Source organism: Streptomyces sp. 4N124 (genome assembly GCF_052245395.1).
GTDB lineage: Bacteria > Actinomycetota > Actinomycetes > Streptomycetales > Streptomycetaceae > Streptomyces.
In genome coordinates this window covers 39,365-57,899 of sequence record NZ_JBQQBS010000035.1, presented here as the reverse complement: position 1 = coordinate 57,899, position 18,535 = coordinate 39,365, and the positions used below count along the sequence as shown (strand labels likewise).

16 protein-coding genes and 1 pseudogene are annotated in these 18,535 nt (G+C 71.3%); 7 read left to right on the top strand and 10 right to left on the bottom strand.

Annotated features, from left to right (window positions below; translation table 11 throughout):
- Position 1: 1 nt before the first annotated feature.
- Positions 2-1,150 carry a pyruvate dehydrogenase (acetyl-transferring) E1 component subunit alpha gene (pdhA, locus tag ACTWQO_RS30190; protein WP_443240526.1) on the bottom strand — a complete coding sequence of 383 codons (1,149 nt, stop codon included), beginning with the start codon at positions 1,148-1,150 and terminating at the stop codon, positions 2-4.
- Positions 1,151-1,474: 324 nt separating this feature from the next.
- Between pdhA (ACTWQO_RS30190) and ACTWQO_RS30185 the strand changes: the two are divergent.
- Both ACTWQO_RS30185 and ACTWQO_RS30180 read left to right on the top strand, forming a co-directional pair.
- Positions 1,475-1,552, top strand: a pseudogene (locus ACTWQO_RS30185) (DNA-binding response regulator); the annotation flags it as partial.
- A gap of 117 nt (positions 1,553-1,669) precedes the next feature.
- On the top strand, positions 1,670-2,674 hold the full coding sequence (locus ACTWQO_RS30180; protein WP_443240564.1) for a phosphotransferase: 1,005 nt from the start codon (positions 1,670-1,672) through the stop codon (positions 2,672-2,674).
- A gap of 16 nt (positions 2,675-2,690) precedes the next feature.
- On the opposite strand, the gene ACTWQO_RS30175 is transcribed toward ACTWQO_RS30180, so the two are convergent.
- Positions 2,691-4,259 carry a protein kinase domain-containing protein gene (locus tag ACTWQO_RS30175; RefSeq protein WP_443240525.1) on the bottom strand — a complete coding sequence of 523 codons (1,569 nt, stop codon included), beginning with the start codon at positions 4,257-4,259 and terminating at the stop codon, positions 2,691-2,693.
- A gap of 331 nt (positions 4,260-4,590) precedes the next feature.
- Here ACTWQO_RS30175 and ACTWQO_RS30170 point away from each other — a divergent pair, with 331 nt between their 5' ends.
- Both ACTWQO_RS30170 and ACTWQO_RS30165 read left to right on the top strand, forming a co-directional pair.
- Complete coding sequence (locus ACTWQO_RS30170) at positions 4,591-6,225, top strand: protein kinase domain-containing protein (protein ID WP_443240524.1); 1,635 nt, start codon at positions 4,591-4,593, stop codon at positions 6,223-6,225.
- A gap of 113 nt (positions 6,226-6,338) precedes the next feature.
- A complete protein-coding gene (locus ACTWQO_RS30165) occupies positions 6,339-6,779 on the top strand; it encodes a hypothetical protein (protein ID WP_443240523.1) in 441 nt (146 codons plus the stop codon).
- A gap of 92 nt (positions 6,780-6,871) precedes the next feature.
- Here ACTWQO_RS30165 and ACTWQO_RS30160 read toward each other — a convergent pair whose 3' ends face one another.
- Entirely contained in the window at positions 6,872-7,414 is a 543-nt protein-coding gene (locus ACTWQO_RS30160; protein ID WP_301982476.1) for a bacterial proteasome activator family protein, read from the bottom strand.
- 178 nt (positions 7,415-7,592) lie between these two features.
- Here ACTWQO_RS30160 and ACTWQO_RS30155 point away from each other — a divergent pair, with 178 nt between their 5' ends.
- On the top strand, positions 7,593-8,051 hold the full coding sequence (locus ACTWQO_RS30155; protein WP_443240522.1) for a hypothetical protein: 459 nt from the start codon (positions 7,593-7,595) through the stop codon (positions 8,049-8,051).
- A 237-nt stretch (positions 8,052-8,288) separates the two neighbouring features.
- Here ACTWQO_RS30155 and ACTWQO_RS30150 read toward each other — a convergent pair whose 3' ends face one another.
- The gene (locus ACTWQO_RS30150) at positions 8,289-9,269 is read right to left on the bottom strand and encodes an NAD(P)H-quinone oxidoreductase (RefSeq protein ID WP_443240521.1); all 981 of its coding nucleotides are present in this window, start codon (positions 9,267-9,269) and stop codon (positions 8,289-8,291) included.
- 198 nt (positions 9,270-9,467) lie between these two features.
- On the opposite strand from ACTWQO_RS30150, the gene ACTWQO_RS30145 reads away from it, so the two are divergent.
- Entirely contained in the window at positions 9,468-10,469 is a 1,002-nt protein-coding gene (locus ACTWQO_RS30145) for an ATP-binding cassette domain-containing protein (RefSeq protein WP_443240520.1), read from the top strand.
- A complete protein-coding gene (locus ACTWQO_RS30140; RefSeq protein ID WP_443240519.1) occupies positions 10,466-11,314 on the top strand; it encodes an ABC transporter permease in 849 nt (282 codons plus the stop codon). The genes ACTWQO_RS30145 and ACTWQO_RS30140 overlap by 4 nt, the downstream gene beginning before the upstream one ends.
- Before the next feature lie 18 nt (positions 11,315-11,332).
- On the opposite strand, the gene ACTWQO_RS30135 is transcribed toward ACTWQO_RS30140, so the two are convergent.
- From ACTWQO_RS30135 to pdhA (ACTWQO_RS30110), 6 genes are read right to left on the bottom strand one after another with little or no spacing between them, the layout of a single operon-like run.
- Positions 11,333-12,430, bottom strand: coding sequence for a potassium channel family protein (locus tag ACTWQO_RS30135; RefSeq protein ID WP_443240518.1), 1,098 nt, complete (start codon positions 12,428-12,430; stop codon positions 11,333-11,335).
- Positions 12,427-13,773: a molybdopterin molybdotransferase MoeA gene (locus tag ACTWQO_RS30130; RefSeq protein ID WP_443240517.1), complete on the bottom strand. Its 1,347-nt coding sequence runs from the start codon at positions 13,771-13,773 to the stop codon at positions 12,427-12,429. The genes ACTWQO_RS30135 and ACTWQO_RS30130 overlap by 4 nt, the downstream gene beginning before the upstream one ends.
- Complete coding sequence (locus ACTWQO_RS30125; protein ID WP_443240516.1) at positions 13,770-14,720, bottom strand: NTP transferase domain-containing protein; 951 nt, start codon at positions 14,718-14,720, stop codon at positions 13,770-13,772. The genes ACTWQO_RS30130 and ACTWQO_RS30125 overlap by 4 nt, the downstream gene beginning before the upstream one ends.
- Positions 14,721-14,771: 51 nt before the next feature.
- Positions 14,772-16,316: a dihydrolipoamide acetyltransferase family protein gene (locus ACTWQO_RS30120; protein WP_443240515.1), complete on the bottom strand. Its 1,545-nt coding sequence runs from the start codon at positions 16,314-16,316 to the stop codon at positions 14,772-14,774.
- The gene (locus ACTWQO_RS30115; protein WP_443240514.1) at positions 16,316-17,320 is read right to left on the bottom strand and encodes an alpha-ketoacid dehydrogenase subunit beta; all 1,005 of its coding nucleotides are present in this window, start codon (positions 17,318-17,320) and stop codon (positions 16,316-16,318) included. Before ACTWQO_RS30115 ends, ACTWQO_RS30120 begins: the two co-directional genes overlap by 1 nt.
- Entirely contained in the window at positions 17,317-18,453 is a 1,137-nt protein-coding gene (gene pdhA, locus ACTWQO_RS30110; RefSeq protein ID WP_443240513.1) for a pyruvate dehydrogenase (acetyl-transferring) E1 component subunit alpha, read from the bottom strand. Before pdhA (ACTWQO_RS30110) ends, ACTWQO_RS30115 begins: the two co-directional genes overlap by 4 nt.
- Positions 18,454-18,535 lie beyond the last annotated feature (82 nt).

Genomic DNA, 18,535 nt, shown 5'->3' with positions numbered 1-18,535 from the left:
ATCAGGCCCCCTCTCCGTCAGCGAACGACGCCTGGTAGGCGGCGAACTGGGCTCGCTCCTCGTCGACGAGCGCATGCCCGTCCGCGTACACGTTCTCGAAGATGGCGAAGTGGTCCGGGTCCGGCATGGCACGGACCGCCTCACGCACTCGCCTGCCCAACGCTTCGCTCTCCGCTTCAAGTTCCGCGAAGAATCCCTCGTCCGCGTGGTTTGAGGCCTCGAGATACGCGCGGAGGCGGGCGATCGGGTCCTTCGCCTCCCAGGCCAGCCGCTCGTCGTCGCCCCGGTAGCGGGTCGGGTCGTCGGAGGTGGTGTGCGCGCCCATGCGGTACGTGTACGCCTCGACGAGCGTCGGGCCCTCACCGCTGCGGGCCCGCTCCAGCGCCCACTTCGTCACGGCCAGGCAGGCCAGTACGTCGTTGCCGTCGACGCGGACGCCCGGGAAGCCGTAGCCCTGTGCGCGCTGGTAGAGCGGCACGCGGGTCTGCTTCTCGGTCGGCTCGGAGATCGCCCACTGGTTGTTCTGGCAGAAGAAGACCACCGGGGCGTTGTAGACCGCGGAGAAGGTGAAGGACTCGGCCACGTCGCCCTGGCTGCTGGCGCCGTCGCCGAAGTAGGCGATGACCGCGCTGTCCGCGCCGTCCTTGGCCACGCCCATCGCGTAGCCGGTCGCGTGCAGCGTCTGCGAGCCGATGACGATCGTGTAGAGCTGGAAGTTGTTGCTGTTGGGGTCCCAGCCGCCGTTGTTCACGCCGCGGAACATGCCGAGCAGGTTGGCCGGGTCGACGCCGCGGCACCAGGCGACGCCGTGTTCGCGGTAGGTCGGGAAGACGTAGTCGTCCTCGCGGGTGGCCCGGCCGGAGCCGATCTGGGCGGCCTCCTGGCCGAGCAGCGAGGCCCACAGGCCCAGCTCGCCCTGGCGCTGCAGGGAAGTGGCCTCGGCGTCGAAGCGGCGGGTGAGCACCATGTCGCGGTACAGGCCGCGCAGCTCTTCGGGAGTGACGTCGGCGACGTACGGGTCGTACTCGGCGTTCTTGACGCGCTTGCCCTCGGGGGTCAGCAGCTGAACCAGCTCGGGCTTGGTGCTCGGGGACTTCTTCGTCCCGGCGCTGCGTCGCGGCTTGCGCGCGGCAGTGCTCTCCACGGTCACGTGTGCTCCTCCGTCGGTCCGGTCCCCCGGGGTTGCCGGTGAAACCAGTGCGGCTCACCTGGTCCGACACCCGTGCACGGGGTGGGTGCCACTCGGCCGGAACAGGCGTGACAGGTGCCCCGGCGAGCGCCCTGCAACCATCACGTTACCCAGTGCTCCACATTTCTGTGAAACCCCCTTTGACCTGCGATTTTGCTTGGATTTCCAAGTAAATCGGGAAGAGCCCGAAGGGGTACTGGTCACAGCCTTGCAGGAGGCCGGAGCAACGGCACGTTATCCCGCCGACCCAGGTCACCGGAAGGGTTTGTGTATTTGACTTACCCCGTGAGCGAAGAGGGAAAAATCCGTGTTTTTCTCCTCGCCGACCATGAAGTCGTCCGGCGGGGAGTCCGCGAACTCCTCAAGGACCTCTTGTGACCGAAAGCGACCGCGGACGACGGACTGTGACAACGCCCAGCTCATGGGCTCGGCCGGTGCCCTAGCATCTGGCGCGTGTCGCGCCCCTGTGTACCACCCCTCGTGCCCCACGCGCCCCCGCTGGGCACCCTGCTCCGCCAGTACGCCGCCGGTTCCGCCGTCGCCTGCGAACCCGTCGATGAAGGGCTCCTCAACCGCGGCTACCGGCTGCGCACGACTCGCGGCCGGTACTTCCTCAAGCACCATTTCGACCCCGAGACCGCCGACCCGACCGCGATCGAACGCCGGCACCGCGCCACCCAGCGCCTCGCCGACCTCGGCGTCCCGGTGGCACCGCCCGTGGCCGCGCGCGACGGGCGCACGGTGGCGGTGGTCGGCGGCCACGCGTACGCCCTGCACCCGTGGGTCGAGGGACGGCACCGGCACGGCGGCCAGCTCAGCGCGGAGCAGTGCGGACGGCTGGGGGCGCTGTTAGGGGTGGTGCACGCCAGCCTGGAGCGCGTGATGCCGGCGCAGAGGCGGGGACGTACGGAGCCTCCCCCCAGCGCCGACCCCACCGCCACCTTCGCCCTCATCGACGACCTGCTCGCCCGCGTACGCCGCCACCGCCCCGCCGACTCCTTCGACGAACTGGCCCGGCACCGACTGCGGGAGCGGCGCGTGCTCCTGGAGCGGCACGCGGACCGGCGCCCGCCGCGCGGAGGTTCCGTCGGCTGGGTGCACGGCGACTTCCACCCGTTCAACCTGCTCTACCAGGGGGACGCGCCCGCCGCGATCGTCGACTGGGACCGGCTCGGCATACAGCCCCGCGCGGAGGAGGCCGTACGAGCCGCCGCGATCTTCTTCGTCCGTCCCGTCGGCACCCTCGACCTGCCCAAGGTGCGCGCGTACGCGCGCGCGTACCGGCGCACGGCCGGCGCCACGCCCTCCCAGCTCGCTGCGGCCGTGCACCGCGTGTGGTGGGAGCGTCTCAACGACTTCTGGATGCTGCGCTGGCACTACGAGCGGGGCGACACGCGCGCGGACCCCCAGTTCCCGGCCGCCTCGGCCCTCGCCGTGTGGTGGACACGGGAGTACGACGCGGTGTGCGAGGCGTTCAGCGGCTGACGTGCGCGCCCCCGCGTCAGCCCTCGGACCCGCCGCCCTCGGTGCCACCAGCGCCGGTGCCCGTCGGCTCCCCCGACGGGGTCGGCTCGTCGGACGGCGTGAAGGACGGCGTCGGCTCCCCGGACGAGGTCGGTTCGTTGGACGGGGTGTAGGACGGCTCCGAAGAAGCCGTCTCCGACGGCGTGTAGGAAGGCTCGGACGACGGCGTGTAGTTCGAACCGCCGCTCGTGTCCGAGTCGCTGTCCGTCTCCGTGTCGGTCGGCTCGTGGCTCGCCTCGTCGCTCGGCGTCTCGCTGGCCTTCTCGTCCTCGGTCGTCTGCGAGGTGGTCGGCGACACTTTGCCACCACCACCGCCGCCACCGTTCCCGTCACCACCGTTGAGCGCCAGCGCGACGCCCGCGGCGATGGCGACCACCGCGAGGACGGCGAGGATCCACAGCTTGCCGCGACCGCTGCCCCGGTTGCCGTGCCCCTCGAAGCCGCCGTCGTCCCCGCCGCCGTAGCCGGACGGCAGGATCTGCTGCGGGATCTGCGAGGTGCTGGAGCCGTCGCTGTGGTGCTGCATCACGGTCGTGCCGGCGAAACCCGCGGCCGGGGTCTGCCGGCCGTCGTGCGCGCTGACCGGGCCGGTGTTCCAGGTGCCGGTGTGGCCGCCCTGGTCGTACAGCATCTGCAGGCCGTACTGGACGAGCCCGCGCATCTCCTCGGCCGTCTGGAACCGGTCGTCCGGCTCCTTGGCCAGCGAGCGCATGACAAGACCGTCGAGCTCCGGCGGGCAGGCGTCGGAGGCCTCGGACGGCGGCGTCGGGATGTCCTGGACGTGCTGGTAGACCACCGACAGCGGGGTCTCGCCGGTGAACGGGGGCCGCAGCGCGAGGAGTTCGTAGAGCAGGCAGCCCACCGCGTACAGGTCGGAGCGGTGGTCGACGGCCTTGCCGAGCGCCTGTTCCGGGGAGAGGTACTGCGGCGTGCCCATGACCATGCCGGTCTGCGTCATCGTGGTGGACGCGCCGTGCAGCGCGCGGGCGATGCCGAAGTCCATCACCTTCACGGCGCCGTTGTGCGTGATGATGACGTTCGCGGGCTTGATGTCGCGGTGGACGATGCCGTGCTGGTGCGAGTAGGCGAGCGCCTCCAGGACGCCGGAGACGATGATCAGGGCCTGCTCGGGCCCGGGCGCCTCGGCGTTGATGAGGAGGTCGCGGATGGTGCGGCCCTCGACGATCTCCATCACGATGTACGGCACCGACTGGCCGCCCACGAAGTCCTCGCCGGAGTCGTACACGGCGACGATCGCGTGGTGGTTGAGCCCGGCCACCGACTGGGCCTCGCGTGTGAAGCGGGCCTTGGAGACCGGGTCCTCGGCGAGATCGGAGCGGAGCAGCTTCACCGCCACCGTGCGGCCCAGGCGCACGTCCTCGGCCGCGAACACCTCGGCCATACCGCCCCGGCCGAGTCTGTGGGTGAGCCGATACCGGCCATCGCCGACCAGCCCGCCATTACCCCACATCTCCGGCGCATCTGACATACCGCCGCCAGTCGCCTCGGGGTCGGACGGGCCCTGAGCGCGCTGCTGCTGTGCCATCAGTCCTCGCCGTCGTTTCTGCCCGCGGTGCGCGCGGTGTTGTTACGGTCTCCGTCGGCCACGCTACAGCCTCCGCGCAAGCCTCCGGTCCGGTACGGGCGCCCGGACCGGAACGAGACGGACCGGCCATCAAACCCGTACTCCACGGTGTCGTGCAAATTCCGTGTACCGGCAGTACGGCCGCTGTAACGCTTCCGCGACGCTTCTTTCGCGTACGGTCACGGAACGGGCACCGCGCTTGACCTGTCAGTGCCGCGGGGCAGACTTGGGCCGGGAATAGGACATTGGATCACCGACTTCCGGCCGCCGGCGCCGATGGGGGACGCAGAACATGAGCCAGGACGGCGCACAGGGCCGGTACGCGGGGCGGGCGCTGGCCGGTGGCCGCTATCAGCTGCGCGACTTGCTCGGCACGGGCGGCATGGCCTCGGTGCACCTCGCGTACGACTCCGTGCTCGACCGGCAGGTCGCGGTCAAGACGCTGCACACCGAGCTGGGCCGCGAGCAGGCGTTCCGGGAGCGCTTCCGCCGCGAGGCCCAGGCCGTGGCGAAGCTCACGCACACCAACATCGTCTCGGTCTTCGACACCGGCGAGGACGATGTCGACGGCATGACGACGCCGTACATCGTCATGGAGTACATCGAGGGCCGCCCGCTCAGCTCGGTGTTCGACGAGGACGTACGGCAGTTCGGCGCGGTGCCCGCCGACAAGGCTCTGAAGATCACCGCGGATGTGCTGGCGGCGCTGGAGATCAGCCATGAGATGGGGCTGGTCCACCGCGACATCAAGCCGGGCAACGTGATGATGAACAAGCGCGGCGTCGTCAAGGTCATGGACTTCGGCATCGCGCGCGCCATGCAGTCCGGTGTGACGTCGATGACACAGACCGGCATGGTCGTCGGCACCCCTCAGTACCTCTCGCCGGAACAGGCGCTGGGCCGGTCCGTGGACGCCCGCTCCGACCTGTACTCGGTCGGCATCATGCTGTTCCAACTGGTCACCGGGCGGCTGCCGTTCGACGCGGACTCGCCGCTGGCCATCGCGTACGCGCATGTGCAGGAGGAGCCGGTGGCGCCCTCCTCGATCAACCGTGCCCTGCCTCCGGCCGTGGACGCGCTGGTCGCCCGCGCGCTGAAGAAGAACCCGAACGAGCGCTTCCCCAGCGCCGAGTCCATGCGCGACGAGTGCCTGCGGGTGGCCGCGTCCTTCCAGGCGGCCCCGCCGAGCATCGTGCCGGGCACGCAGACGCAGAGCGGCCAGGGCGTCGGCGCCTCGGTGTTCCCGCCGGTCGGCCAGGCGCCCCCGCCGTCGGCCCCCGTCCAGACGCCGTACCAGCAGCCCCAGACGCCGAACCCGTACAGCACCCCGCCGCCGTCGATGCCTTCGCCGGCGTACGGCTACCCGCAGCAGCCCGGCTACCAGACACCGCAGCCGGCGGCGTTCTCCCCGCAGCCGGGCCACTCGACCCCGCCGCCGTACACCATGTCGCCCCAGCCGCAGACCACTTCGGGCGGCGGCAGGAACAACCGGCCGGTCATCATCGGCTCGGTCGTCGTGTCCATCGCCGCGGTGGTCGGCCTGATCGTGGCCCTGACGCTGAACGGCAACAGCAACGACGACGCGGGCGGCAGCGGCGGCGCGACGGCCTCGGAGTCGGTGACGAAGGCCGCCGGGTACCGCGAAGGCGACAGCTCCAAGACCGTCGAGACCACCGAGTGCACCGAGCCGCGGGAGTCGTACCGCGACCCCGATCAGGTGCAGATGCCGGACCTGACGTTCAAGTACTGGCCGTCGGTCGTCGAGTGCCTCGACGCGGCGGAGTGGAAGTACAAGAAGGTCGACATCAACGAGAACACGTACGGCGAGGGCACGATCATGCGGCAGACGCCCGAGACACGTACGGACTTCGATCCGGAGAACCCGCCGACGTTCACGTTCGAGGTCTCGACGGGCAACCCGGAGTGACGTAGGCGACGTCCGGGAGCCCGTGTCCACAGCATTCGAATCGAACTTGCTTGCGCCTCACGGACCACGCCGCTTAGTGTGCCCATGCCAATAAAGACGATCTTGGAGAATTCATGCGCACACGCAAGGCAGGGCTCCTCACCGCAGGTGCACTGGCGGCCGTTCTCATCCCGTTCGCGGCAGGTCCGGCCGCGGCCGCAGGCGCAAGCGCCTCCTGCTCGGTCACGGGGGGAACCGGGTCCGCCAGCTGGACCTGGGTCAGCAAGACCAAGATCAACCCGCTCAAGATCACCGTGAAGGACACCAAGGCCGACGGGTACCACCCCGCCGTCCGCCTGGTGACGTACACGGGCAGCACCGTCAAGCACTGGTCCTGGCACCACGTCACCGGCGGGAGCGGCGCCTCCGAGACGTGGAACACCTCCGCGGAGGACAGCCGCGGCATCAAGCACGCCGGCGTCGAGGTTCAGCTCTACGACGGCAGCACCGAGGTGAACAAGGCCGGGCTCACCACCAACTGCTACTCCGGCGGGAAGTTCAACCCCCTCTTCTGACGTCTGCGCGGCCGTTCCGCATCTCCCTGAACGACAAGCAAGGGCCCGGCAGCACAGGCTGCCGGGCCCTTCGCTGATCGTGGGCGGGTGGGTTACAGGTACGGCCCACCCGAGCGGCCGCCCGGGTGCTGCTCGCCGTCCTCGTGGCCGCCGACGCCCGGCGGGAGGGCGCGGCGCATCTGCTCGAGCTGGGCGCGTGCGGCCATCTGCTGGGCGAAGAGCGTGGTCTGGATGCCGTGGAAGAGGCCCTCCAGCCAGCCGACCAACTGAGCCTGCGCGATACGCAGTTCCGCGTCGGACGGAGTCCCGTCGTCCGTGAAGGGCAGAGAGAGCCGCTCCAGCTCCTCGACGAGCTCCGGGGCCAGTCCGTCCTCCAGTTCCTTCACCGAGCTGGCGTGGATCTCCTTCAACCGAACCCGGCTCGCCTCGTCCAGAGGAGCCGCGCGAACTTCTTCGAGCAGCTGCTTGATCATGCTGCCGATCCGCATGACCTTCGCCGGCTGCTCGACCTGCTCGGTCACCGGGATCTCGCGGGAGTCCTCGTCTCCGTTGCCGCCACCGAGCGCCATGCCATCCTGGCCCACGACCAGGATCTGCGGGTTCTCCGGCGACCTTTCGTTCCTCGGCATCTCCATGCCGCCATTCTCTCGCACCCGTACACCTCATCACTGGGGTGCCCCCGGTGACAGCTGATCCACCGTTTTCCGGTGCACCGGCTTCGGCTTTCGGTGCGTCGGCTGTCGGTATGCCTGCTTTCGCCCTGTCAGTGGAACCCGGAGTGCCGGAACAGTGCGGCGATGTGAGGCTTGTTCCGTGATTCCGTGGTGGCGGGTGCTTCCGGGGCTGGTGGCGGGGGTGGTTCTGCTGCCGTTCGGGGCTGTCTCGTCCGGGGCCGTCCTGTCGTACGGGGCTGTCTCGTCGTACGACATCCGGGTCAGCGCCTCCGCGTCGCCCTCGGCCTCGCCCGCGCCCTCCGATCAGCCGTCCCGGGCCGGAAGCCGGGCCGGTGAGGGGCGGGAGCGGCCGGGGCGGCAGGGTGTGGCGGAGCCGGTGGGGGAGGTGGAGGAGGTGCCTCGGGCGAGCCGGCAGCCTCGGCGGCCCCCGGAATCCACCACGCCGCCCTCCGCACGGCCGCAGCCGGTGAAGCAGGCCGCCGAGGCCGAGAGCCCCGCCGAACCCGTAGTGCGGATCCTGCCGCTCGGCAGCGGCCTGATCCTGATCGGACTCGGGCTGGGGCTCGCGTTTCTCGGGCTGCGGCTGCGGCGGGGGTAGAGCCTGTCCGGCGCACCGGTGCTACGGCACGACGAACAGCACCCTCCCGACGTGGCCGGCTCGGCCGGGCTGAACCTGCCCGTCACACCCCGGCTACCGCACGACGAGCAGCACCCTCCCGACGTGGCCGGCTCGGCCGAGCTGAACCTGCCCGTCACACCCCGGCTACCGCACGACGAGCAGCACCCTCCCGACGTGGCCGGCTCGGCCGAGCTGAACCTGCCCGGCGCACCCGGGCTACCGCACGACGAGCAGCACCTTTCCGACGTGGCCGCTCTCCTCGACCACCCGGTGGGCTCCGGCCGCGTCGCTCATCGGGAACTCGCGGTCGACGACCGGACGGACGTGGCCGCCGTCGAGCAGGGGCCAGACGTGTTCGCGTACGGCCGCGACGATCGCCGCCTTCTCGCCGAGCGGGCGGGCGCGCAGCGAGGTCGCGCTGATCGCGGCGCGCTTGCCCAGCAGCGCGCCGATGTTCAGCTCGCCCTTGATTCCGCCCTGCATGCCGATGATCGCGAGCCGGCCGTTGACGGCGAGGGCTTGGACGTTGCGGTCGAGATACTTGGCGCCCATGTTGTCGAGGATGACGTCCGCACCCGCCCCGTCGGTGGCCTTCTTGACCTCCTCGACGAAGTCCTGCTCGCGGTAGTTGACCAGGATGTCCGCGCCCAGTTCGGCGCAGCGCCGCAGCTTCTCCTCGGTGCCCGCGGTGACGGCGACCTTGGCGCCGACGGCCTTGGCGAGCTGGATCGCCATGGTGCCGATGCCGCTGGAGCCGCCGTGCACGAGGAGGGTCTCGCCGGGACGCAAGTGGGCGATCATGAAGACGTTCGACCAGACCGTGCAGGTCACTTCGGGCAGCGCGGCGGCCTGCACCAGGTCGAGGCCCTGCGGTACGGGCAGCAGCTGACCGGCCGGGACGGCGACCTTCTCGGCGTAGCCGCCGCCCGCGAGCAGCGCGCACACCTCGTCGCCGACCGCCCAGCCGGAGACGCCGGGGCCGACCGCGGTGATCCGCCCGGAGCATTCGAGGCCGGGGTAGGGGGAGGCGCCGGGCGGCGGGTTGTAGAAGCCCTGGCGTTGCAGGATGTCGGCCCGGTTGACCGCGCCGGCCGCCACCTCGACCAGCACCTCGCCCTCGCCGGGCACCGGATCGGGGACCTCGTTCCACACCAGCGCCTCGGGCCCACCAGGTTCGGGAATCGTGATCGCATGCATGGACAGGACGCTACTCCCCTCTTCCTCGGGCTCCGGTCCCATGCCGCCACGTCCTTGGACCGGTCCGCCTACGTCCCTGGGCGGGTCCGCTTCGGTCCTTGGACCGGTCCGCCGGGAAATCTCTGTGCGGCACCGATGAGTTTGAGGGACGGTAAAGGTCTCCCCATGCGTAGCCCACGAACGCGGAAGGAAACCACCATGAGCCAGCAGAGCTCAGGCCTGGCCATCGAGACCGCGGGCCTGGTGAAGACGTTCGGCGAGACCAGGGCCGTGGACGGCGTCGACCTCGCCGTCCCCGCCGGCACGGTCTACGGCGTCCTCGGCCCGAACGGCGCCGGAAAAACCACCACAGTGAAGATGCTCGCCACCCTCCTGCGGCCCGACGGCGGCCAGGCCCATGTCTTCGGGCACGATGTCGTGCACGAGGCCGACGAGGTGCGCGGCCGGGTCAGCCTCACCGGTCAGTACGCGTCCGTGGACGAGGACCTCACCGGCACCGAGAACCTGGTTCTGCTCGGCCGTCTTCTCGGGCACCACAAGAAGGCCGCCCGGGACCGTGCCGCACAGCTTCTGGAGGCCTTCGGGCTGACGGACGCGGCTGGGAAGCAGGTCAAGAACTACTCGGGCGGCATGCGGCGCCGTATCGACATCGCCGCGTCCATCCTGAACACCCCCGAGCTGCTGTTCCTCGACGAGCCGACGACCGGGCTCGACCCGCGCAGCCGCAACCAGGTCTGGGACATCATCCGCGCGGTGGTCGCCCAGGGCACGACCGTGCTGCTGACCACGCAGTATCTGGACGAGGCCGACCAGCTGGCGTCTCGGATCGCCGTGATCGACAAGGGCAAGGTGATCGCGGAGGGCACCAAGGGCGAGCTGAAGGCGTCCGTCGGCGCCGGGTCCGTCCATCTGCGCCTGCGGGACGCGGCGCAGCGACCGCAGGCCGAGCAGGTGCTGCGGCTGGCTCTGGACGCGAACGTACAGCTGGAGCCCGATCCGGTGGCGCTGACCGCGCGCGTGGGCGGCGGTGCGGCCAACGGACAGGGCGCCGCCGAGCAGGCGGCCCGAGCACTCGCCGAGCTGGCCCGCGGCGGCGTCATCGTCGACAACTTCTCGCTGGGCCAGCCCAGCCTGGACGAGGTCTTCCTCGCCCTCACCGGACACGACACCCACGAGCCGAAGGACAAGGTGTCAGCATGAGCACCGCGACCACCCCCGAGACCAAGGAACTCGCCCCCGTCAGCGCCGAGTCGCTGGCCGCGCTGCTCGTCGCCGGCGAACGGCCACCGAGGCCCAGCGCCCTGTCGGCCTCCCTCACCTTCGGCTGGCGGGCGATCCTCAAGATCAAGCACGTTCCCGAGCAGCTCTTCGACGTCACCGCGTTCCCGATCATGATGGTGCTGATGTACACGTACCTGTTCGGGGGCGCCCTGGCCGGCTCCCCGAAGGAGTACATCCAGTTCCTGCTGCCCGGCATCCTGGTGATGTCGGTCGTGATGATCACGATGTACACGGGCGTCTCGGTGAACACCGACATCGAGAAGGGCGTCTTCGACCGCTTCCGCTCGCTGCCGATCTGGCGGCCGTCGGTGATGGTCGGCTATCTGCTCGGCGACGCCCTGCGGTACACCATCGCGTCCATCGTGATGCTCACCGTCGGCATCATCATCGGCTACCGCCCGGACGGCGGGGTCGGCGGCGTACTCGCCGGGATCGCCCTGCTCGTCGCCTTCTCGTTCGCGTTCTCGTGGGTCTGGACGATGTTCGGGCTGATGCTGCGCTCCGAGAAGTCGGTGATGGGCGTCAGCATGATGGTCATCTTCCCGCTGACCTTCCTGTCCAACGTCTTCGTCGACCCGAGCACCATGCCGGGCTGGCTCCAGGCCTTCGTCAACAACAGCCCCATCACCCACCTTTCGTCGGCGGTGCGCGGACTGATGGCGGGCGACTGGCCGGCCGACGAGGTCGCCTGGTCGCTGGGCTGGGCGGGCCTGTTCGTGCTGGTCTTCGGACCGATCACGATGCGGCTGTACAACCGCAAGTGAGCCGTTTCGAACGGCGCTTCAGTCTTGCGGCAGCGGGCGGGCGTCGGGTGCGACCTGTGTACCCGGCGTCGCCCGCACGATGGTGATCAGCCGGTCCGTCAGCTCCAGCGTCCCGACGGCCGGATCGTCGTATCCGAGCACCCTATGCCCGCGTACGACACTCACCACCAGGTCCTCTGTCTCCCGCGGGCCCTTGCCCACCTCGGCCTTTATGACGGGCCGTTCGACGATGTCGAGCCCGCTGCCCTGCTGGATGAGGTCCTCCATCACCATGCCGGCGGCGGGGCTGAGCACGGAGAGGCCGAGCAGCCGGCCGGCCGCGCTGGCGCTGGTGATGACCGCGTCGGCGCCGGACTGCTTCAGCAGCGGTGCGTTCTCCTCTTCCCGCACCGCGGCCACGATCTTGGCGCCGCGGTTGAGCTGCCGGGCCGTCAAAGTGACCAGGACGGCCGTGTCATCGCGCTGCGTCGCGATGATGACCTTCCGCGCCTTGTGCACCTCGGCCCGCTTCAGCACATCGCTGCGCGTCGCATCGCCCACGATCCCCGCATACCCCTCGGCCGTCGCGGCGTCGATCGCCTTGGAGCTGGGGTCGACCACGACAACCTGCTCCGCCTTGACCCCCGACGCACACACGGTCTGGATCGCCGAGCGCCCCTTCGTCCCGAATCCGACGACAACAGTGTGATCACGCAAGGTGGACCTCCAGCGGGCCAGGCGCCATTCGTCCCGGGTCCGTTCGGTGAGGACCTCGAGTGTGGTGCCGACCAGGATGATCAGAAACATCACGCGCAGCGGCGTGACGACGAAGATATTGGTGAGCCGGGCAGCATCACTGACCGGGGTGATGTCGCCGTACCCGGTGGTCGAAAGGGTGACGGTCGCGTAGTACCAGGCGTCGAGGAAGTCGACGGAGCCGTCGGAGTTGTCGTTGTAGCCCTCGCGGTCGGCATAGACGATCAGCGCGGTCACCACGAGGACCAGCAGAGCCATCGCCACCCGCTTGGCGACCTGCCGGAAGGGGTGCGTCACCACCTTCCGGGGGAGTTTCACCCGATGGGTTGTCAGATGTTCACCCGCCTCGCGGGCGATCACGTCGTGGCCCGGTTGTTTCACGTGAAACACACCTCGATACCGGCGAACGCCCAGGGCAGGTCGAGCAGTTCGACCTCCTGCCCCGGCCGGGCACCGCCCGGTGGTACGACGGCCAGCGCGTCGGCCGCCGCGATACCCCGCAGCATCGCCGGGCCGTTGTAGTGCAGCGGAACGGCACTGTCGACGCGCAGCGCCACGGGGATGAGCCGGGTGTCGTACGGATGACCGTGCGCCGCGTCCTGGAGCGGCAACGCCAGCGGCTCGGGGGCCGGACGGGCGGCGAGGGTGCGCAGCAGTGGTTCGGCGAGCGTGAGCAGGCCGGAGACGGCGGCGAGGGGGTTGCCGGGCAGGCCGACGAGGTGCTGGTTGTCCTTGATGCGGGCCAGCAGCATGGGGTGGCCGGGGCGCACCTTGACGCCGTTGACCAGCAGCTCCGCGCCGATACGGCTCAGGGTGGGGTGGACGTGGTCGACGGGGCCGGAGGCGGTGCCGCCGGTGGTGACGATGAGGTCGGCGTCGGAGGAGGTGATGGCCTTACGCAGGGCCTTGGCGTCGTCGCCGAGCCGGCGCACCGCGATGACCTCGGCGCCGAGCGCCCGCAGCCAGGGCGGCAGCATCGGGCCGAGCGCGTCCCGGATCAGGCCGTCGTGCGGCAGTCCCTCGGTGAGCAACTCGTCGCCGAGGACGAGAACTTCGGCGCGGGGGCGGGGGACCGCGGTGACGGTGTCGTATCCGGCCGCCGCGGCGAGTCCGAGCACGGCCGGGGTCACCAGGGTGCCGACGGGGAGGAGTTGGTCGCCGGTACGGCATTCCTGGCCGCGTGGACGGATGTCCTGGCCGTGGCCCACCTCGCGGGTCGCGTGCAGGCGGCCCTGGGTGTCCATGCGGCCGTGCTCGCTGCGGATGACGGCGGTGGTGTCCAGGGGGATGCGGGCGCCGGTGGCGATCCGGACGGCCTCGCCGTCGGTGAGCGGTTCGGGCTCGGCGTGCCCGGCCAGCACGCCCTCGTCCCGCACGTCCCAGGGTCCGGGCCCGGCGACCGCCCAGCCGTCCATCGCGGAGGTGTCGAACGAGGGCAGGTCGGTGAGGGCGGTGAGGGGAGCGGCCAGGGTCAGGCCGAGGGCGGCGTCGAGGGTGACGGAGACCGGAGCGCGGCGCGCCCCCGAGCGGCCCGCACGCTCGGCGATCATCCGGGCCTCGCCCCAAGGGGTGGCCTGGTGGGCGTGTGCCGAGGATGCCGGGGCACTCTGCGGGGCGGGCACGGCGTGGTCCTCCCGGCCGCTGTCTTCCTTCACGAGGGCCAGCACCTCCTCGACGTCGAAGTCCTCGGCGTCGTCGCCGGTCCGGACGGAGCGGGCGGTCATCCGGCGTCCGGGGTGCCGTCGGGCTTGGCGGCGTTCGGGGTGCTGCCTGGCTCGGCGGCGTCCTTCTCGGCGTCCTTCGCGGCATCTGTCTCGGCCTCTTCGGCCCAGCGCAGCGCCAGCGCGGCGGCCTTGCGGGCGGCCTCCGCGACGGCTTCGGGGCCTCCCCCGGCCTGCGCCGCCGCGTAGCCGACGAGGAAGGTGGTCAGCGGCGCCGCGGGCCTGGCCACTCCGTGTGCGGCGTCGCGCGCGAGGTCGAGCAGGACGCCGGTGTCGACGTCGAGGTCGAGACCCAGCTCGTCCTTGACTGCGGAAATCCATTCATCCAACACGTGCCCATGCTCCCTGATGCGTGCCCTGGCAGTGGCGATGTCGTCCCAGGTGTCGCAGTCGAAGGACGCGACGGGGTCGGGGACGCGGGTGAGGTCGAGGCCGCCGGTCAGCCGGCGCAGCGGCAGGCCGGTGAGGCCACCGTGCTCCTGGGTGAGCGCGGCCAGCCCGCGGCGCAGCGCCTGCGCCTGGTAGGCCGCCACCAGCGGCTGGTCGCGGCCGTCGGGGTCGGTCAGGACCGCGCCGTCGGCGGAGCCGTCCCACAGCGTCGCCAGCAGCCGCCCGACGGTGCGCTCGCCGAGGAACGGCAGGTCGGCGGAGAGTACGACCACGTACGGGGCCGTGGTGTGCCGCAGCCCGGCGTCGAGCGCGGCGAGCGGTCCGCCGCCGGGCGGGTCCTCGCGGGCCCAGGTCACGGCCCGCGCGGTGGGCCGGGGATCGGCGACGACGACGGTGCTCCGAGCCCCGGCGCAGGCCGTCAGCACCCGGTCGAGCAGCGCCCGCCCGCCGACCCGCACCCCGGGTTTGTCCACACCGCCGAGCCGGCGTGCGGCGCCGCCGGCGAGGACGACGGCGTCGTACGCGGCGCCGGGATCGCTGGAGGGCTCGTACGCGGTCACTCCCCGAGTATGCGTGCCGTCATGATCGGAGGGAACGGCCACGTGCCTTTCTCACATGGTGCGCAGCAGCACCGCCGGCTGTTCCACGCAGTCCGCCACATGGCGCAGGAAGCCGCCGGCCGTGCCGCCGTCGCACACCCGGTGGTCGAAGGTGAGCGAGAGCTGGACGACCTGCCGCACCGCCAGCTCGCCCTGGTGCACCCAGGGCTTGGGGACGATACGGCCGACGCCGAGCATGGCCGCCTCGGGGTGGTTGATGATCGGCGTGGAGCCGTCGACGCCGAACACTCCGTAGTTGTTCAACGTGAAGGTCCCGCCCGTGAGTTCCGCGGGCGTCAGCGTTCCCGTCCGGGCCGCCTCGGTGAGCCGGGCGAACTCCGCGGTCAGCGACTCGGCGTCCCGCGCGTGTGCGTCCCGTACGACGGGCACGACCAGCCCGCGCTCGGTCTGCGCGGCGAAGCCGAGATGGACTTCGTCGAGCTGGACGACCTCCCTGGCCTCGACGTCGACGGTGGAGTTGAGCTCGGGGAACCGGGCGAGGGCGGCGGTGCAGATGCGTGCCAGCAGGGCGAGGAGAGAGATCTTCGTCCTCCCGGCGCCGTTCATCGCTTCGCGCGCCCGCATCAGCTCCGTCGCGTCGGCGTCCACCCAGCAGGTCGCGTCCGGTATCTCCCGCCGGCTGCGGGACAGCTTGTCGGCGACCGCGCCCCGGATGCCCTTGAGGGGGATACGGGTGCCGCCGGGCGCGGAGGTGACCGGGGCCCCGGCGGGTGCGTGTGTCACGCGGGCGACGAGCGATTCGGCGGGCGTGGGAGCGAGCGGGTTGACCGGGGCGAGCGGGGAGTCGGTGGGGACGGACGACGCGGCGGCCGCCCGCAGCGCGTACTCCACGTCGGCCCGCAGAATGAGCCCGTCCGGTCCCGAGCCCGTCAACTCCCGCAGATCCAGCCCGTTCTCCCGGGCGAGGCGCCGCACCAGGGGCGAGATCACGGGGACGGGGCCGTCGGCCCGGTGGCCGTTGCCGGAATCGGACGCGTTGTCAGGAGTGACGTGGGCGATGTCGGGGGCATCGGGCATCGGCGAAGCCGCACCCGCAGCCGTACGAGCGGTCGAATCCGTCGAAGTCGTACGAGCCGTCGGCCGTACCCTCCGGCGGCGGGCCGGGGCGGCGCCTGTGCCGTAGCCCACGAGCACATTGCCTGAGCCCTCGTGGGGGCGCTCACCCGAGCCGCCGCGCGCACCCTCGGAGCCCGCAGGCGCCCGCTCACCGGAACCCACGCGCGCGTCCTCACGCGAGCCTTCGCCCGATCCCGTGGCCGGACCGCCGGATGCCGCCGCCCCCACGGCCACCGTCAACAGCGGCGCCCCCACAGGGAGTTCCGTGCCCTCCTCGCCGAAGCGGGCCGTGACGACGCCGCCGTACGGACAGGGCACCTCGACCATCGCCTTGGCCGTCTCGACCTCGACGACCGGCTGATCGACGGTGACGAGGTCTCCGACCTCGACAAGCCAACGCACGATCTCTGCCTCGGTGAGCCCCTCGCCGAGGTCGGGGAGCTTGAACTCCAGGCTGTGCATGTTAGAAGCGCGTGCCATCAGCTCTCGGCCTCCCATTGCAGACGCCCCACGGCGTCCAGGATCCGGTCCACGCCGGGCAGGTGGTGACGCTCCAGCATCGGCGGCGGGTAGGGGATGTCGAACCCGGCCACGCGCAGCACCGGCGCTTCCAGGTAGTGGAAGCAGCGCTCCGTGACACGGGCCGCGATCTCCCCGCCCGGGCCGCCGAACCCCCCCGACTCGTGCACGACCACCGCGCGCCCGGTCCGCCGTACCGAAGCGGAGACCGTCTCGTCGTCGAACGGCACCAGGGAGCGCAGGTCGACGACTTCGAGGTCCCAGCCCTCGGCCCGCGCCGCCTCGGCGGCTTCGAGGCAGACGGGTACGGACGGCCCGTACGTGATGAGCGTGGCGCTCCGGCCCGAGCGCCGCACCACCGCGCGGCCTATCGGTTCAACGGCCGTCGGCTCCTCGGGGTTCCAGGAATCCTTGGACCAGTACAGGCGCTTGGGTTCGAGGACGACGACCGGGTCGTCGGAGGCGATGGCGGCGCGCAGCAGGCCGTAGGCGTCGGCGACCGTGGCGGGCGTGACGACATGGAGCCCCGGAGTCGCCATGTAGTACGCCTCGGAGGAGTCGCTGTGGTGCTCGACGCCGCCGATGCCGCCGCCGTAGGGAACCCGGATGGTGATCGGCAGCGGCGTCGCCCCGCGCGTGCGGTTGCGCATCCGCGACACATGGCTGATCAGCTGCTCGAAGGCGGGGTAGGCGAAGGCGTCGAACTGCATCTCCACGACCGGCCTGAGGCCGTACATCGCCATGCCGACCGCCGTGCCGAGGATGCCCGCCTCGGCAAGGGGCGTGTCCGTGCAGCGGTCCTCGCCGAACTCCTTGGCGAGCCCGTCGGTGACCCGGAAGACCCCGCCGAGGGTGCCGACGTCCTCGCCCATGACGTGCACGGCGGGGTCGTCGGCCATGGCGTCGCGCAGCGCGCGCGTGAGGGCCTGCGCCATGGTCGCGGGCTTGAGGGCGACGGTGGTCATCGGTGCGTCCCTTCCCGTTCGGCCTCCAGCTCCGCCGCCAACTGGTCCCGCTGCTCGCGAAGTTGCGGTGTGGGCTCGGCGTACACGTGGGCGAACAGGTCCATGGGGTCGAGCGCCGGGTCCTGGTTCATGTGCTCGCGCAGGTCGGCGGCGAGGCGCTCGGCGTCCTCGCGCGCGTGCCGGATGCCGTCCTCGTCGATCAGGCCCCGCTCGGTCAACTCCCGCTCCAGGAGGGCGATCGGGTCGTGGGCGCGCCAGGTCTCGACCTCGGTGTCGGCCCGGTAGCGCTTGTCGTCGTCGGCGTTCGTGTGGGCCTCGATGCGGTACGTGACCGCCTCGACCAGCGTCGGCCCGCCGCCCGCGCGCGCGTGCCGTACGGCGTCGCTGAGGACCTCGTGCACGGCGGCCGCGTCGTTGCCGTCGACCAGGCGGCCGGGCATGCCGTAGCCGACGGCCTTGTGGGCCAGCGACGGGGCCGCGGTCTGCTTGGCGAGCGGGACGGAGATCGCGAAGCCGTTGTTCTGGACGAGGAAGACGACCGGGGCCTGCCATACGGCGGCGAAGTTGAGCGCCTCGTGGAAGTCGCCCTCGCTGGTGCCGCCGTCGCCGACCAGCGCGAGCGCGACCACGTCGTCGCCCTTGAGGCGGGCGGCATGCGCGAGGCCCACGGCGTGCGGGAGCTGGGTGGCGAGCGGGGTGCACAGGGGGGCGACGCGGTGCTCGTGCGGGTCGTAGCCGGTGTGCCAGTCGCCGCGCAGCAGGGTCAGGGCCTGGACGGGGTCCACGCCACGGGCGACGGCGGCCAGCGTGTCGCGGTAGCTCGGGAAGAGCCAGTCGCGCTCCTCGAGGGCGAGCGCGGCGGCCACCTCGCAGGCCTCCTGGCCGGTGCTGGAGGGGTACACGGCGAGGCGGCCCTGCTTGGTGAGGGCGGTGGCCTGCGCGTTGTACCGGCGTCCGCGCACCAGATGGGCGTAGAGCCGGCGCAGCAGGGCGGGGTCGGCCTTCGCGGCGGCGTCCGTGCCGAGCACGCGGTACGGCTCCGCGTCGGGCAGCAGCGGCGCGGGGTCCATCCGGGGCTGCCAGGCGGGCGGCGGCGTTGGCCGATATGCGCCCCGCTGCTCCATGACCGTCATCACGGCACCTCCTCGTGGGAGTGGCTTGGAGAGGCGCGTCGGATGTGATGCGCCTCACCTACCGATTGTTCGGTCGTCGGCA

What these genes read in the sequence shown, in the direction of transcription:
- ACTWQO_RS30170 (WP_443240524.1), top strand. Translation starts at nt 4,591, where the DNA reads ATGAGCCAGGACGGCGCACAGGGCCGGTACGCGGGGCGGGCGCTGGCC.
- ACTWQO_RS30145 (WP_443240520.1), top strand. Translation starts at nt 9,468, where the DNA reads ATGAGCCAGCAGAGCTCAGGCCTGGCCATCGAGACCGCGGGCCTGGTG.
- ACTWQO_RS30130 (WP_443240517.1), bottom strand. Translation starts at nt 13,773, where the DNA reads ATGACCGCCCGCTCCGTCCGGACCGGCGACGACGCCGAGGACTTCGAC.
- ACTWQO_RS30150 (WP_443240521.1), bottom strand. Translation starts at nt 9,269, where the DNA reads ATGCATGCGATCACGATTCCCGAACCTGGTGGGCCCGAGGCGCTGGTG.
- ACTWQO_RS30115 (WP_443240514.1), bottom strand. Translation starts at nt 17,320, where the DNA reads ATGACCACCGTCGCCCTCAAGCCCGCGACCATGGCGCAGGCCCTCACG.
- ACTWQO_RS30165 (WP_443240523.1), top strand. Translation starts at nt 6,339, where the DNA reads ATGCGCACACGCAAGGCAGGGCTCCTCACCGCAGGTGCACTGGCGGCC.
- pdhA (WP_443240513.1), bottom strand. Translation starts at nt 18,453, where the DNA reads ATGACGGTCATGGAGCAGCGGGGCGCATATCGGCCAACGCCGCCGCCC.
- ACTWQO_RS30140 (WP_443240519.1), top strand. Translation starts at nt 10,466, where the DNA reads ATGAGCACCGCGACCACCCCCGAGACCAAGGAACTCGCCCCCGTCAGC.
- ACTWQO_RS30160 (WP_301982476.1), bottom strand. Translation starts at nt 7,414, where the DNA reads ATGGAGATGCCGAGGAACGAAAGGTCGCCGGAGAACCCGCAGATCCTG.
- ACTWQO_RS30175 (WP_443240525.1), bottom strand. Translation starts at nt 4,259, where the DNA reads ATGGCACAGCAGCAGCGCGCTCAGGGCCCGTCCGACCCCGAGGCGACT.
- ACTWQO_RS30120 (WP_443240515.1), bottom strand. Translation starts at nt 16,316, where the DNA reads ATGGCACGCGCTTCTAACATGCACAGCCTGGAGTTCAAGCTCCCCGAC.